The sequence below is a fragment of the Ideonella aquatica genome (genome assembly GCF_018069755.1).
GTDB lineage: Bacteria > Pseudomonadota > Gammaproteobacteria > Burkholderiales > Burkholderiaceae_C > Ideonella > Ideonella aquatica.
Genome location: NZ_JAGQDE010000003.1, coordinates 380,881 through 395,415, shown reverse-complemented (window position 1 = coordinate 395,415; position 14,535 = coordinate 380,881). Strand labels below are relative to the sequence as shown.

Here is a 14,535-nt window from a genome sequence, read left to right as displayed (position 1 = left end):
CGGTGGGTCGTCAGGACGGACGCGACCGCTCAGGCCGAGACCGTCTGGCCTTCGTCGTCCTCGGGCACCTCGGCCATCGGCGCGAGCTGGAAGTCACGCAAGGGGCCCAGGGCCGCGCCGTCGACCGGTCGGCTGAACAGGTAGCCCTGCATCGTCGTGCAGCCCTGGCGGTGCAGGATGTTGGCCTGCGCCTGGCTTTCGACGCCTTCGGCGATCACGCTCAGGCCCAAGGCGCGTGCCAGCGCCACGATGGTGGTGATCACCGCCTTGCCCTTGTGCGTGACGCCCAGGTTCTGCACGAAGGAACGGTCGATCTTGAGTTCGGAGATGGGCAGTGTGGTCAGGTAGGCCAGCGACGAGTAGCCGGTGCCGAAGTCATCGACCGAGATCCGAACACCCAGTTCGTTGAGCTCCCGCAGTGTTGGCAGGATGGCGTCAATGTTGGTCATCAGGGTGCCTTCCGTCAGCTCGAGGAGCAGGCGGTCGGGTCGCAGCCCATGCACCCCGACCGAGCTGGTCACGAGTTCCAGCAGGTCGCTGCGGTGGAACATGCGGCTGGGCATGTTCACCGCCACGCCCCCCTGGTAGCCGAACTCGTCCTGCCAGGCGCGCACCTGGCGGGTGGCTTCGCGCAGCGCCCATTCGGTCATCGGCACGATCAGGCCGGTTTCCTCGGCCAGCGGGATGAAGTCGGCCGGCGAGACCAGGCGATCGGGCCGCTGCCAGCGCATCAGCGCCTCGACGCCCACCACGCAGCCCTTGGCGACGTCGATCTTGGGCTGGTAGAACAGCCGCAGCTCGTCGCGCTCGATCGCCTTGTGCAGGGCGGTTTCCAGCTCCAGCATCTCGGGGCCGCGGCCGGCCAGGCTGGAGCTGTAGGTGACGGCGTTGTTGCGGCCAGCGGTCTTGGCGGCGTACATCGCCACGTCGGCGTTGCGCATCAGGTCGGTGACGTTCTCGCCGTCGCGCGGGTAGACCGCAATGCCGATGCTGGCGGTGGCGAAGCACTCCTGGCCCGAGACATAGAGCGGCTCGCGCAGCGCATCGAGAATGCGTCGGCCCACCCGCTCGGCGTCGGACACGTCGTGCACCTCGGGCAGCAGGGCGACGAATTCGTCGCCACCCAGCCGGGCCACGCCTTCAAGCTGGCGGTGCGAGCGGTTGCCCACCGTCTCGACCACCATCAGGTCGTTGAACTGGTCGCAGTGGCGCACGCAGGCGCGCAGCCGGGCCGAGACCTCGATCAGCAGCTCATCGCCAGCGAAATGGCCCAGCGTGTCATTGATGTTCTTGAACCGGTCCAGGTCGATCATCAGCATCGCCACCAGATGACCACTCTTGCGGGCCACCTCCAGCGCGCGCTCGGCACGGATCATCAGCTGGCGCCGGTTGGGCAGCGTGGTCAGTGCGTCGGTGCTGGCCAGGCGGCGGATGCTGTCCTCGGCGTGGCGCCGGTCGGTCACGTCCTGGACGATGCCGCGGTAGCCGATGCACTGGCCCAGGTCGCCGAACTCGGGCTCGGCCTCGACGTGGATCACCCGGTCGCGCCCGTCGGGCAGGTGCATCGGGATGTCGTTGGCGATGACATTCACGTTGCGCAGCACCAGGCGCAGCTGGCGGAACAGCGCCACGCGGTCGGCGGTGTCCAGCATGTGCAGGATCTCGCGCAGCGACAGATGCTCTTCGGGGCCGTAGCCGAACACGCGCAGCGCCTGCTCGGACAGCTCCAGCCCGCTGCCCAGCGGCAGGTCGGGGCTGTACCACCAATCGAAGCTGCCCATGCGCGCCAGATCCTGGGCGCGAGCCAGGTTGGACTTGCTGCGCTCCAGCTCGCGGTTGGTGCGTGCGGTGCGCAGCATGTAGTGCAGCCGCTGGGTCAGCAGGCTCCACTGGTTGGACTTGACGAAGAAATCGGTGGCGCCGGCCTGGAAGGCGCGCTGCACCGAGGCGTCGTCCTCGAGGCCGGTCAGCATCAGCACCGGCACATGCTCGAAGCCGTAGTAGCTGCGCATCTCGCGGCAGGTGTCAAAGCCGTCCAGGCCCGGCATGATCGCGTCGAGCACGACCAGATCGGGCACCCAGCCGCTGACCATGCGCAGCGCGTCATTGCCGTTGGTGGCCTCGACGATGTCGAACTCGGTCGACAGCGCGGCGCGCGTCAGCATCAGGTTGACCTCGTCGTCGTCGACCAGCAGCACCCGCGGCCGGTCGGGCGGGTGGATGCCGGGAATCTGGTGGCGCTGGCTCACCGCGCAGCCTCCTCGGCCAGCGTCCACTCGACACGGCGTCGCACGCCCTGGGCGTCAACCGCCAAGGTGGCCAGGCGCTGGTCCATGCCGGGGCTGTCCAGGCCCAGGGCAACCAGCTCGCGCTCGATCTCGGCGCACAGCTGACCGAAAGGCTCGGCGCCAATCTGCAGCGACGAGGACTTCAGCGAATGCACCACCATGCGCAGCGCGGCGGCGTCTCCGCGGCCGCGGGCAGCGAGGATCTCGGGCAGGTAGCGGTCCAGTGAGCCCAGGTAGGTCTTGAGCACGCGCAGCACGAACATCGAGCCACCCGCCGGGTCAAGCGACCGCAGCACGGCCAAGGCCTCGGTGCGCAAAGGTGGTGCTCCACCGGCATCAAGGACTGCAGACAGGGGTGGCAAGGAGGTCGACATCAGCGGGCAATATACATGGCAAGCATGCGTCCAGGCCGGCCCCGGGTCAACCTGGAAATGGGCGGCCGGAAGCTCGCTTTACCCAGGACCGGGCCTGCTGGGTGACTGTCAGCGTGTCGCGCGGGCTCTTTACAATCGGTCGCATGAGTCCGCCGCCGCGCCCCACCCCAGCACCCGGCAGGACGCTGGCCTGGGTGGCTGCGACCCTGGTGCTGGCGGGCCTGCTGTGGCCCTGGTCCCCCTGGGGTGGCGTGGAGGCGCACCTGGGCGACCCCGCCGGACCCTGGGCCTGGCTGCCGATGCTGGCCTTTGGCGCCGCCTGCGGCCTGGCTGGCCTGCTGTGGGGCCGCCAGCATGCCGAGCGTCAACTGAGCGAACAACGCCAGGCGCTGCAGCGCACCGAACAGTTGATCGACGCCTGGTACTGGGAAACCGACCCCAGCCACCATCTGACGCTGTGGCGCCCGCCACCCGAAGCGCCCTCGGCCGACTGGGCTGAAACCCTGCCGGCCGGCCAGACGCTGGGCCAGCGCTTCCGGCTGGAGCATGCCGGCGCGCTGGAGGCGCGTCTGGACAGCCACGCCGCCCTGCTGGACGTGCGCGTCATGCGCCAGGATGGCGAGCATGCCGAGCCCTGGTCACTGCGTGCCGTGCCGCGCTATGGCGCCGACGGCTGCTTTGCCGGTTACCTGGGTTGCGCTCGGCCGCTGTCGCAGCTGGAACAGCGGGCCTTTGACCAAGCCGCGCTGGCCCACCTGCTGCCCGGCCTGGGTGTGGCCGCTCTGGTGCTGCGCGAAGGCACCCAGGGCTGGGCGGTCGAGGCACTCAGCGACGAGGCTGCCAAGCTGCTGCAGCTGGAGCCGGCTGCCGCCCGCGGCCGCGATTGGCCCAGCGTGCGCCAGGCGCTGCCCGCCCCGCTGGCCGATGCCGCTGCACAGCTGGATGCCGGCGAGTCCTGCGCCGCCGGCGACTGGACGCTGGACGTGCACGGCTTCGAGCACGGCCAGGTGATGCTGCTGCGCGGCGCGGCGCGGCCCCGCGAAGCCACGGTCAGCGCCGCCGAACACGAGTCCTTCACCTACTCGGTCTCGCACGACCTGCGGGCACCAATCCGCGTGGTGGACGGCTTCGCGCGCATCCTGAAGGAGGACTACGGCCGCTTCCTCGACCGCATCGGCAACGACCACCTCGACCGCGTGCTGGCCGCCGCTGCCCGCATGAACGCCATGATCGACGCCCTGCTGGCGCTGTCACGCCTGCAGTCGCAGCCGCTGCAGCGTCGGCCGGTCGATTTGTCGCAGCTGGTCACCTACATCCTCGACGACCTCAAGCGCGAGCATCCCGAGCGCGTCACCGAGCTACAGATCGAGTCGGGCATCGTCGTCGACGGCGACCCCACCCTGCTGCGCATCGCGATGGACAACCTGATCGGCAATGCCTGGAAGTACAGCAGCCAGGCACCGGCCACCCACATCGAGTTCCGCCGCGAATCGCGCGATGGCCAGGCGGTCTATGTGGTGGCCGACCACGGCGCCGGCTTCGACATGCGCTTTGCCGACCGCCTGTTCGGCGTCTTCCAGCGCCTGCACAGCCCCAAGGACTTTCAGGGCACCGGCGTGGGTCTGGCCTCGGTCAAGCGCATCCTGCGCCGCCATGGCGGGGACATCTGGGCCGAGTCGGAAGTGGGCCGGGGCGCACGCTTCTACTTCACCCTCGGGGCTTGAGCAGCGGCGCGGGCGGCCGCTCAGTCGGCGTGCCGGGCCAGCAGTTCTGCCGCGTCAACCAGGGCGGCCGCGTGCATGGCCAGCGGACGGCCGTCGGCATCGGCCAGGCGCTGCAGGCGCTCCAGGGCCTGATGGCGGGTGATCGAGTAACGGTGCATCAGCACCCCCACCGCCAGCGGCAGCGGATCGGACAGCAGCTCGCGCGGCGCGGCCGGCGGCACGGCGGGCGCCAACACCGGCGCGGCCGGGCTGGTGACCAGTGAGGGCCGGGGGACCGTGCCCTTGCGCACATTGGACACCGCCGCCTCGACCGTCGGCACGATCTGCGCCACGTCCAGCGGTTTGACCAGGTAGGCCACCGCGCCCAGTTCACGCACCCGCTGCACGGTGGCGCTGTCGGCAAAGGCCGACAGGAACATGAAGGGCGTGCCCAGCGACTCGCGCAGGTAGTCGGCCACATCGAAGCCGGTCTTGCCCTCCATGCGGATGTCGAGCAGGGCCAGGTCGGGGCGGTGTTCGCGGGCCAGCAGGATGGCGTCGTCGCCGTTGTCGGCGTCGATCACCTCGAAGCCGGCCTGGGACAGGCCGTGGGTCACGGTGGCCAGCACCAGGCGGTCGTCGTCGACCACCAGCACCTTGCCTTTGCTACCCTGCATCACCTCTGCTGCCATCTGCGGATTCTCGCCCAAACCGCGCCGCCCGTGGGTCCGTTCACAGCGGCGCCAGCAGCGACACCGCCGGCGGCTGCAGGCGCAGCGTGGCCACCACGCAGCTGCCCTGTTGCTCCAGCGCCATGGCGGCGCCCTTGCGCGGCAGCAGCGCACGCACCAGGCCCAGACCGGAGATGCCGGTGGGCACCGCCGAGAGCTGGAAGCCCTCGGGCAGGCGGCCATCGTTGACCACCGCGATCGACACCTCCTGCTCGCCGAAACGCACCTGGCAGCCCAGCGCGCCGCCCACGCCGCTGTGCTTGATGGCGTTGGTCAGCAGCTCATTGACGGTCAGGGCGATCGGGATGGAATCGGCCTCGCTGAGCGCAAAGCGGTGCGGCGCGGCGCCGTCGATGGCCACGCTGATCGGCCGGCCAAACATGCGCTGCACCGAGCTGCAGATGGCCTCCACCACATTGCGCACCCGCAGCGGCCCGCTGATGCCCACCTGCAGGCCGTGGACCTGGGCGATCGCATGGACCTGGCTGACCGCCTCGGCGATCGCGGCGGCCGCCTCGGGATGGCGCTGCGCGTTTTGCTGCAGCAGGCCGGCCACGCCCTGCAGGTTGTTCTTGATGCGGTGATGGACTTCCTTGACCAGCATCTCGCGCTGGGCAATGGCCGCCTCCAGCCGCGCCTGGTCGGCGGCGCGCTGCTCGGTGACGTCGCCGGCCACCAGCAGCAACTGCTCGGGCACCTCGCCGCGGGCGTCCAGCGCCACGATACGCACATCCCAGACCCGCGGCGCCTGGCCGGGGGCGGCGGGCAGCAGCAGCTCGCGGTGCACACTGGCGTGGGTGCGTGCGGCGCGGTCCAGGTCGGCCACCAGCGGCTCGGCCAGATCGGCCGGCAGCCAGCGCAGCGGCGGCTGGTCCTGCATGCGCGCCAGCGGCTGACCGGCGAACTCGGCCATCATCTGGTTGAGCTGCACCACCTTGTGGCTGTCGGCCTCGAACAGCGCAATCGCCAGCGGCGCGGTCTCGATGATGCGCTGCAGGCTGGCGCGGGCGCGGGCGATCTGCACCTCGGCCTCGCGCCGGCTGTCGATGTCCATCAGCGCAAAGGTCAGCTGGCGCTGCTGCGACTCGCGGCCGGTCACCACCACATTGCCCACCACCCAGAACTCGCGGCCGTCGCGCGCCTTCAGGCGGCAGTCGAAGGTCTCGGCCTGGCCTTCTTCCAGCGTGGTCAGCCAGTCGGTGCGGCGCAGCGGGTGATCGGGCTCGGCCGTGGCCACGGTGCCGATCTGCTGGCCCACGAAATCGGCCAACTCGCCGCCGAACATGCGCCGGGCCGAACGGTTCATCCACTCGATGCCGCGGTCATCGACGCTGACGATGCCCACCAGCACGGAATCGAGGATGGCGCGCGTGCGGTCGGCCTGCTGCAGCACCTGCTCGCGGGCGCGGCGGCGCTCATCCACACTGACAAAGGAGCAGATGCTGCCGGCGCGCGGGTTGGCGGTGTCCACCAAGCGCTGGCTGGACAGCACCCACAGGCTGCGGCCGTCGCGCCGACGCAGCTGGCGCTCGGCGCTGTGGCGGCCCGAGGCCGCCAGGTCGCGCCGCTCGCTGGCGCTGTGCGCCAGGTAGCTGGCCTCGTCGGCGAAGAGCTCGGACAGCGGCAGGCCCTGCAGGCTGGCCTGGTCGTGGCCGCTGAGCTCTTCCATGGCCTGGTTGGCGCGCTCGATGCGGCCGTCGCGCTGGTAGACGATGCCCACGTCGGACAGGCTGAACATCAGCTCGCGCTCGCGCGCCAGCGCCGCCATCTCGGCCTCGCGCTGGCGCAGCTCGGTGATGTCGGTGAGCACCGCCACGGTCTCGTCGGCGCCGCGGCCGATGTCGCCGGAGCGGCGCAGCGCCAGCGCGTACCAGCGGCCGCTGCCGCCGATCTCGCCGGGGCTGAACTCGGTGGCGCAGCGGTCGTCGCGCACAAAGGCGGCCAGCGTGGCATCGACCACCTCGGCCGAGACGCCGCCGCGCAGCAGCAGCTCGCCCAGCGTGGCGCCGCGCGCGCTGCCCTCGGGCAGGCCCAGCAGCAGCTCGAAGCGGCGGTTGCAGCGCACCAGACCCGGGCCCAGAAAGTAGGCCATGCCGGCGGGGTTCTCATCCAGGATGGCGGTCAGCTCGCGCAGCAGCTGCTCGTTGCGCCGACGCGCGCCCTCCTCCTGGCTGACGTCCAGCGTCATCACGCTGAAGGCGGCGCGCCCCGGTGAGAGCTCGCCGGGCTCGACGCGCGACATCAGCCAGCGCTGCCCGGTCTGCGGGTGCTGCACGGCGTAGCGCACCTCCACCCGTTCGCGCTGGCGCAGCGCGCGCTGCAGGCGCTCGTACTCGGGCAGTGAATCCGGCTCGACCAGCTCCTTGCTGACCGAGGTGATCGCGGCCGACGGCGCGCCGCCACCGGCGCTGGCGGCCCGGCGCGCCGAGGTGGCGGGCCGCGGCACCCAGCCGCGCGCAGCATCCCATGACGCGAGGCCAACCTCGGCGTCGCCCATCAGCGCAGCAATCTCCAACCGGGACAGGTCGCGCTCGTCCTCGATGCTGCGGTCCTCGAAGGAGGCCAGCCAGCGCGCGCCCTGTTCCATCGGCGCCAGCGCGGTGATCCGGGCGCGCAGCCGATGGCGCAGACCGTCCTGGCCGTCGACGAAGCCGTCGAGCTCGCGCGGCACACCGGCACGGGGCAGATCGCCAGGCCAGCCCAGCAACTGCTGCAGCACCGGGGGCAACTGCTCGACCCGCTCGGTGGCATGGCCGGCCAGCTTGCGCAGGGCGGTGTTGCTGCGCAGCACCTGCCCGCGCTCGTCGAACATCAGCAGCGCCTGCGCACTGAGCTCAAGCAGGGCTTCGACATCGGTGTCGGCACAGGGCCGGGGGGCACGCGCGGCACCCAGCGGAATGGAGGAGGAGCGGAGGATGGAACTCATGTCGCGCAGCAGGGCTGCGACGAGTGTACGCGTCGCCCGCCCGCCTGGACGACGCGGGTCAGCTTTGCAGTTGCCGCGCAGCGGCCAGCGCCTTGAGCACGGCCTCGTTGTACTCGCCCGGCGTCAGCATCAGCGACTCCATCGCCGCCTCGATGTCGTAGGGCAGGCCGGCCTCCACCGCCTGCGCCAGCGCCAGCCCGGGGGCGTGGGCGCCGGCACCGTCGAGCAGGGCCAGGGCCACGCGCTCGGGCACCGGCAGCTTGGCCAGCAAGTGGGCAAAGGGCTGGCCCAGCATGCGGTCAAGCAGCGAGAACACACCGCAGATGAAGGCCTCGTTGCGCAGGGTCTCATCGCCCTGCAGGCGCGCCAGTTCCTCCATCATCAGACCGCGGCGCAGCGCCAGGTGCATCATCGGCTGCAGGTCGGGGCTGTCGACGGTGCTGGTCAGCAACAGCGCCAGCCAGCGCTTGAGGCGCTGGTAACCCAGCACCATGATGGCGTGCTGGAAGGAGGTGATCTCGACCGACAGGCCGAAGCCCGGTGAGTTGATGTAGCGGATCAGCCGGAAGGCCAGCGCCGGGTCTCGGCGCAGCACCTCATCTAGCCGGCCTACCGGCTCCTCGCGGTCCAGGCGCTGCATCAGCTCGGCCACGGTGCTCACCGCACCAGGGAAGTCACGCCGCGCCGTGCCACCGGCCGGTGGGTCGCCCAGCGGCCAGCCCAGCACCGCCGTGGCGCCACGCTTGAACGCCGCCGAGGCCTCGGCAGGCGTGTTCACGCCCGATTGGGCAAACGGCAGCGAGCGTGTCGGCACCGTCGTCGAGGCCTCGCCCGGCACGCGGCGTTCCTCATCGACATCGATCACCGCCAGCTTGAAGCTGCGCAGCTGCTCGGGCGCCAGCGGCGCCAGCGGCCGGCCCTTGAGCACCAGGCCCTGGCCCTGCGAGGACAAGGTGGCCAGGCGGTCGGTGGTGGCGCCGTCGGCCAGCATGAAGGCCGGCAGCTCGACCAGCCAGTGCTGCTGCACACCGGCGTGTTCCAGCCAGTCCAGCAACGCACGCAACCAGGCCTCGCTGGTCAGGTTCAGCGCGATCGGGCCGGCCTCGGCCGGCCAGGCCTCGGCCAGCAGCTCGGCCAGCGCCTGGGGATCGGGCGCCGATCCACCGGGCAGCGGGTGCACCGTCAAGCGGGCAATGGAGGGCTGGCGGCGCGCGTCGAACAAGGCGCTGCCAGCCAGGATCAGGTGGTCGAGGACGGGGGCAGACATGGCCGTGGGGGCCTCAGCTGTTGATGTATTGGAAGAGCGACATCTTCTGCAGAGTCGCATAGGTTTGCAAGGCCACCTGGTAGCCCGTCTGCTGGTTGGCAAAGTCGGAGATGGCCTGCGTCTCGTCCAGGTCCTCGGCGTCGGACTCGGTGGTCTTGGCAAACAGCTTCAGGTCGGAGACACGGGCCTGCACACCCTCGATGCGGTTGAGCGTCTCGCCGGCCAGACTGCGCGAGGATTGCAGCTGGCCCAGGCTCTGGTCCACGTCGCGCAGGCCGGTCTGCACCACCTGGGTGACCTGGGTGGCGGTCTGGTTGGGGGTCTTCAGCGCATTGACCACCTGGTCCAGCGCATCAAAGACCGACAGGCCCACCGACGAGGGCACGATCTCGAAGCTGTCGGCATCCGCCGGGTCGCCGCTGACGGCAAAGGACATGCCGTCGATCGAGATCGCCTGGCCGGAGGTGTAGGGCTGGCCGCTCAGCGCGGTGGGGTTGCCATCCTGGAAGACGCTGTAGGTGGTGACGCCACCCACGACGCTGAAGCTGACACTGTAGGTCGAGCCGGTGAGCTGGGCCGGATCGGTCACCCGGCCGGCGTCGATCCAGGCGCTGTCGCTGCCCAGGTTGCGGGTCTCGAAGACGCCATTGCCGGTGCGCGCACCCATCCAGACCTGGCGGCCGTCGAAGGTCAGCGGCAGTTGTTCGTCCGAGGCCACCTCGACCTGGCCCCCGGTGCCGGTATAGGCCACGCCACCGGGCGCGTCCAGGAAGGGCGGTTGGCTGGTGCCCTGACCGGAGAAGACAAAGCCGCCAGCGCCGTTGCCGCGGTTGGCCACGCTCATCAGCTGCTTGCGGATCTCGGCCAGTTGCTTGGCCACGTCCTGGCGCTGCGCATCGCTGTAGCTGGCGTTGCCGGCGGCCACCACCAGCTCGCGCGCCTGCTGCAGCAGCTCGCCGGCATCGCCCAGTGCCGACTCGGTCAGCGTCATCGAGTTCTTGCTGGCGTCCACGGCGCGCTGGTTGGCATCGGAGCGCTGCAGCAGCGCGCGCGCGCGCTCGGCACGCGCCGCCGCCACCGGATCGTCGCTGGCATGCAGCACCCGCTTGCCGCTGGTGAGCTGCTGCTGCGCCTCGACCAGGTTCTGCTGGCGCTTCTGCAGCGTGTTGATGACCTTCTCGTAGGCGTTGAGGGTGGCGACGCGGAACATGGATGGACTCCTGGAAGGTCACTCGGTCACTGGCCAAGCTGCAGCATGGTGTCGAACACCTGCTGGGCCACCTGCAGTACCTTGGCAGCGGCCTGGTAGCTTTGCTGGAACTGCAGCAGCATCGCAGCCTCCTCGTCCAGGTTGACGCCAACCTTCGAGGTCACGGCATCGGTCGCCTGGCCGTAGGCCGACTCGGAAATCTGCGCCGCGGTCTTGGCGCTCTGCACACGCACGCCGATGTCCGACATCGAATTGGCGTAGGCATCGGTGAGGGTGGCGCCCTCGGCGATGCTGCCGTCGTCGCGCAGCGTGCGGCCCACGAAGCGTTCGTCGCGCAGCGCCGCCACCTGCAGCGCGTTGCCGTTGTTGGTGGCGGGGAACTGGGTCTTGGCAATGCTGATCGTGTCACCTGACTTGGGCACGCCGTTCAGGCGCAGCTCGAAGCCATTGAAGGCGATCGGCTCGCCCGGCACCCAGGCACCGGTGCCGCTGTCGACGACGGTGCCGCTGGGATCGGTGATGGTGTAGTCGAACTGGCCGGTGTCGTCATTGAAGCTGATGGCCACGCTCAGGTCCGGGTCGATGCCGGTGCTGACGACCTTCAGCGAGGCGACGGTGGCCGTGCCGGTGTTGGCATCACCCATGGTGGCGGTCACCGGCGCTGCGGCGGCGATGCCATCCGGATCGTCCAGCACGCGCTTCATGCCGGTGGCGGCGTGGCCCACCGGCTGCAGCAGAAAGCGGTCGCTGCTTTGCAGGCCGGGCGGCGGAACGCTGACGGTGAAGCCATCCACCGTGTCGCCATCGGCGATGCTGCGGGTCAGGCCGTCGGACAGGCGCTTGAGCAGGAACTGCCCGGGGTTGTCAGGGTCGTTGGTCAGCTCGTAGTCGCTGGCCTGCAGCAGCGTGGCGTCGGCAATATCGACATTGACCGTGGCAATCAGGTCGCCGTTGCCGTCGCGCGCGTTGTTGCGGTTGGGCACCACGGTGGGGCCGGAGATGCCAAACAGCGCGCTGCCGGCCCCGGGCGGATCGCCCAGGTCCAGGCCCATGGCCTGCTGGTCGTTCATCTTGACGGCAAAGGCCGTGGCCATCTGCCCGAGCTGGTTGCGCATGTCCACCAGGTCGTGGTTCTGGTAGCGCAGCAGGCCGGCGATCGAGCCGCCGGTGATCAGCTCGTCGCCCACCGGCAGCTCCTCGCTGCCGTTGAGCAGCGACAGGGCGGCGCGGCTGGGATCGGCCGGATCCGGACCCACGCTCAGCGTCGAGGCCTCGGTGCCCAGCACCAGGCGCTGTCCACCGGCGATGAACACGCCCAGCGTGCCGTCGTCAGCCTCGATGGTGCTGACCTGCAGGTACTGGCTGAGCTGGTGCACCAGCGCGTCGCGCTGGTCCAGCAGGTCGTTGGGTCGCTGACCCAGCGACCAGACCGAGGCAATGCGGTCGTTGAGCGTGGCGATGTCCTGCGCCAGGCCATTGACGGCCTGGGCCGAACTGGCCAGGTCGGAGCGCACGCCGTCCTGCAGCACCTCGATGCGACCGGCCGCGCTGGCAAAGCGCGCAGCCACGTCGGCGGCGCGGGCCAGGTAGACCTGGCGCGCCGAGCCATCGGCCGGCACACTGGCCAGGTCGGCTGCGGCGTTCAGGAACTCGCCCATCGCATAGCCGATGCCGGCGGTGCCGGGTGGGAACACGTCCTCCAGCTGCTGCAGCTGGACCGAGCGCATCGAATCCATGCTGGAGAGCGAGGCGGCAGCATGCGACTGCGCGGTCAGGAACTGGTCGTGGGCACGGCGCACGTCCACCACGTTCGAGCCCTTGCCGAAAAAGCCGGCGCCGGTGAACTGGCCGGTGTTGGTGGCCAGGATGGCCGACTGGCGCGAATAGCCCTGGACACCGGCATTGGCGATGTTGTGGCCGGTGACCTGCAGCGCGGCGCTGTTGGCCAGCATGGCGCGCAGGCCGATGGCCATCAATCCGGAGGTCGACATGCCGTGTGCTCCTTCAGGCGCTCAGGCTGCGCTGCAGACGCAGCGTGGTGTTGATCACCTTGCCCAGCTTGCTGGCATAGGCGGGATCGGTGGCGTAGCCGGCGTTCTGCAGGCCCTGGGCAAAGCCCTTGGCGTCGGCCCCGGCGGCCACCACCTTGGCGTAGCGCGGGCTGTTCTTCATCAGGCTGGCGTAGTCGGCGAAGGACTCGGCGTAGCTGGCGTAGGCGCGGAACTTCTGCACCACCTTGCGTGCTGTGCCGTTGATGTACTCGGTGGTCACCACGTCGGCGGTGGCGCCCTTCCAGTTCGGGCTGGCCTTGATGCCGAAGAGGTTGAAGGTGTTGCTGCCGTCGGCGGCCTTCATCTCCTTCTTGCCCCAGCCGCTCTCGTGCGCGGCCTGGGCCACCATGAAGGTGGCGGGGATGCCGGTGGCGGCCTCGGCGGCCTTGGCCGACTCGGTGTGGCGGGCCACGAAATCGGCGGCCGACTGGGTCGGGATGCCACTGCGCTGGGCTGCGCCAATGGGCGCGGAGGCGGTGTCGGGCTTGGGGATCGGGCCGGGTTGCAGGCCCATGTTGCGCTCAAGCTGGCGGGCGATCACGTCGCTCAGACCGCCCGGACGGCCGGCCACCTTGGCCGCCCACTGCGAGTCCAGCATCTCGCGGCCCAGCTTGCTGCCTTCGTTGTCCAGGCTGCCGTCCTGGCCCGGCTCGGAGGCCTGGCGCATGGTCTTCAGCAGTTCCTGCATGAACAGCGACTCAAACTGCTTGGCCGCCTCGCGCACGGCCGTCTTCGGGTCGGCCGCGGCCTTCTGGCGCAGCGACTCGATGCCGCGGGCGTCGCCGAAGCCGGTACGCGCGCTGCTCAATGCGGTGGTGGGGATGGCGGCCATGGTGTGAGCCTCAGATGACTTCGAGTTCGGCCTGCAGGGCCCCTGCCGACTTCATCGCCTGCAGGATGGCCAGCAGATCCTGCGGCGTGGCGCCCAGCGCATTGAGGGCCTTGACCACGTCCGCCAGCTGCGCACTGGCCGGCACGTTGATGACCTGCCCGCCCTGCTGGGTGACCTGGATGTCGTTCTTCTCGGTGACCACGGTCTGGCCGCCGGACAGCGCGCCGGGCTGGCTGACCTGCGGCGTGGAGCTGATCGTCACCGACAGGCTGCCATGCGCGATCGCACATGGCGCCAGGGTGACGCTCTGGTTCATCACGATCGAGCCGGTGCGCGGGTTCAGCACCACCTTGGCCGCGGGCTTTTCCAGCGTCAGTGCGAGGTTCTCGACCTCGGCCAGGAAGGCCACGCGCTGCGCGCTGTCCTGCGGCGCGCGCACGCGCACCACCCGGCCATCGATGGCCTGGGCTGTGCCCTCGCCCTTGGCGCCATTGATGGCCTTGGCTACGGCGTTGGCGGTGGCGAAGTCGCCCGAGCTGAGGTCCAGCTGCACGAACTCGCCCACCAGCAGCGGCGTGGGCACCGAACGCTCCACGGTGGCGCCCTGCGGGATGCGGCCGCCGGAGAGGTGGTTGATCTGCACCTTGGCGCCGCCCGCCGACGCACCGGCGCCGCCGACGATCAGGCCGCCCTGGGCCATCGCATAGATCTGGCCGTCAGCGCCCTTGAGCGCCGTGGCCACCAGGGAGCCGCCGCGCAGGCTCTTGGCATTGCCGATCGACGACACGCTGACGTCAATCTGCTGGCCCGGCTGGGCAAAGGGCGGCAGCGTGGCGGTGACCAGCACGGCGGCCACGTTCTTCAGCTGCATCTGAGCGCCGGCCGGCACCGTCACGCCCATCTGCTGCAGCATCGAGTTGACGCTTTGCGCGGTGAACGGGGTCTGGGTGGTCTGGTCACCGGTGCCGTCCAGACCGATGACCAGGCCGTAGCCCATCAACTGGTTGGGACGCACCCCTTGCACCGAGGCGACTTCCTTGATGCGCTGGCTGGCCTGGGCCGGCCAGGGCCACCACAGCGCGGCGCTGGCCATGACGGCCGTCAGCATGGCGGCCAGGCGCAGCAGTCGTTCGGTACGGTCGGGCGCGTTCAT

The 14,535-nt window shown here is 70.1% G+C and carries 10 protein-coding genes; 1 reads left to right on the top strand and 9 read right to left on the bottom strand.

Features of this window, described 5'->3' with window-relative positions; genetic code table 11:
* Positions 1–29 precede the first annotated feature (29 nt).
* Positions 30–2,249, bottom strand: a complete 2,220-nt coding sequence (locus tag KAK06_RS06180; protein WP_310741051.1) for a putative bifunctional diguanylate cyclase/phosphodiesterase — start codon at positions 2,247–2,249, stop codon at positions 30–32.
* Positions 2,246–2,605, bottom strand: coding sequence for an Hpt domain-containing protein (locus KAK06_RS06175; RefSeq protein WP_210801044.1), 360 nt, complete (start codon positions 2,603–2,605; stop codon positions 2,246–2,248). Before KAK06_RS06175 ends, KAK06_RS06180 begins: the two co-directional genes overlap by 4 nt.
* A gap of 200 nt (positions 2,606–2,805) precedes the next feature.
* Here KAK06_RS06175 and KAK06_RS06170 point away from each other — a divergent pair, with 200 nt between their 5' ends.
* Positions 2,806–4,386 carry a sensor histidine kinase gene (locus KAK06_RS06170; RefSeq protein WP_210801043.1) on the top strand — a complete coding sequence of 527 codons (1,581 nt, stop codon included), beginning with the start codon at positions 2,806–2,808 and terminating at the stop codon, positions 4,384–4,386.
* A gap of 20 nt (positions 4,387–4,406) precedes the next feature.
* Here KAK06_RS06170 and KAK06_RS06165 read toward each other — a convergent pair whose 3' ends face one another.
* Genes KAK06_RS06165 through KAK06_RS06135 form a run of 7 tightly spaced genes read right to left on the bottom strand, consistent with a single transcriptional unit; the run spans position 4,407 to position 14,535 of the window.
* Complete coding sequence (locus KAK06_RS06165; protein ID WP_210801042.1) at positions 4,407–5,042, bottom strand: response regulator; 636 nt, start codon at positions 5,040–5,042, stop codon at positions 4,407–4,409.
* Positions 5,043–5,097: 55 nt separating this feature from the next.
* The gene (locus KAK06_RS06160; protein ID WP_210801041.1) at positions 5,098–8,022 is read right to left on the bottom strand and encodes a PAS domain S-box protein; all 2,925 of its coding nucleotides are present in this window, start codon (positions 8,020–8,022) and stop codon (positions 5,098–5,100) included.
* Between the two features lie 58 nt (positions 8,023–8,080).
* A complete protein-coding gene (locus KAK06_RS06155; RefSeq protein WP_210801040.1) occupies positions 8,081–9,289 on the bottom strand; it encodes an EAL and HDOD domain-containing protein in 1,209 nt (402 codons plus the stop codon).
* A gap of 13 nt (positions 9,290–9,302) precedes the next feature.
* The gene (gene flgL, locus KAK06_RS06150; protein ID WP_210801039.1) at positions 9,303–10,499 is read right to left on the bottom strand and encodes a flagellar hook-associated protein FlgL; all 1,197 of its coding nucleotides are present in this window, start codon (positions 10,497–10,499) and stop codon (positions 9,303–9,305) included.
* Between the two features lie 26 nt (positions 10,500–10,525).
* The gene (gene flgK, locus KAK06_RS06145) at positions 10,526–12,490 is read right to left on the bottom strand and encodes a flagellar hook-associated protein FlgK (protein ID WP_247652662.1); all 1,965 of its coding nucleotides are present in this window, start codon (positions 12,488–12,490) and stop codon (positions 10,526–10,528) included.
* A gap of 13 nt (positions 12,491–12,503) precedes the next feature.
* The gene (gene flgJ, locus KAK06_RS06140) at positions 12,504–13,382 is read right to left on the bottom strand and encodes a flagellar assembly peptidoglycan hydrolase FlgJ (protein ID WP_210801038.1); all 879 of its coding nucleotides are present in this window, start codon (positions 13,380–13,382) and stop codon (positions 12,504–12,506) included.
* 10 nt (positions 13,383–13,392) lie between these two features.
* On the bottom strand, positions 13,393–14,535 hold the full coding sequence (locus KAK06_RS06135) for a flagellar basal body P-ring protein FlgI (protein WP_210801037.1): 1,143 nt from the start codon (positions 14,533–14,535) through the stop codon (positions 13,393–13,395).

Bases quoted from the DNA above. Each gene is read 5' to 3' on its own strand.
- KAK06_RS06170 (WP_210801043.1), top strand. From the start codon at position 2,806: ATGAGTCCGCCGCCGCGCCCCACCCCAGCACCCGGCAGGACGCTGGCC.
- KAK06_RS06165 (WP_210801042.1), bottom strand. From the start codon at position 5,042: ATGCAGGGTAGCAAAGGCAAGGTGCTGGTGGTCGACGACGACCGCCTG.
- KAK06_RS06160 (WP_210801041.1), bottom strand. From the start codon at position 8,022: ATGAGTTCCATCCTCCGCTCCTCCTCCATTCCGCTGGGTGCCGCGCGT.
- KAK06_RS06155 (WP_210801040.1), bottom strand. From the start codon at position 9,289: ATGTCTGCCCCCGTCCTCGACCACCTGATCCTGGCTGGCAGCGCCTTG.
- flgL (WP_210801039.1), bottom strand. From the start codon at position 10,499: ATGTTCCGCGTCGCCACCCTCAACGCCTACGAGAAGGTCATCAACACG.
- flgK (WP_247652662.1), bottom strand. From the start codon at position 12,490: ATGTCGACCTCCGGATTGATGGCCATCGGCCTGCGCGCCATGCTGGCC.
- flgJ (WP_210801038.1), bottom strand. From the start codon at position 13,382: ATGGCCGCCATCCCCACCACCGCATTGAGCAGCGCGCGTACCGGCTTC.
- KAK06_RS06135 (WP_210801037.1), bottom strand. From the start codon at position 14,535: ATGAACGCGCCCGACCGTACCGAACGACTGCTGCGCCTGGCCGCCATG.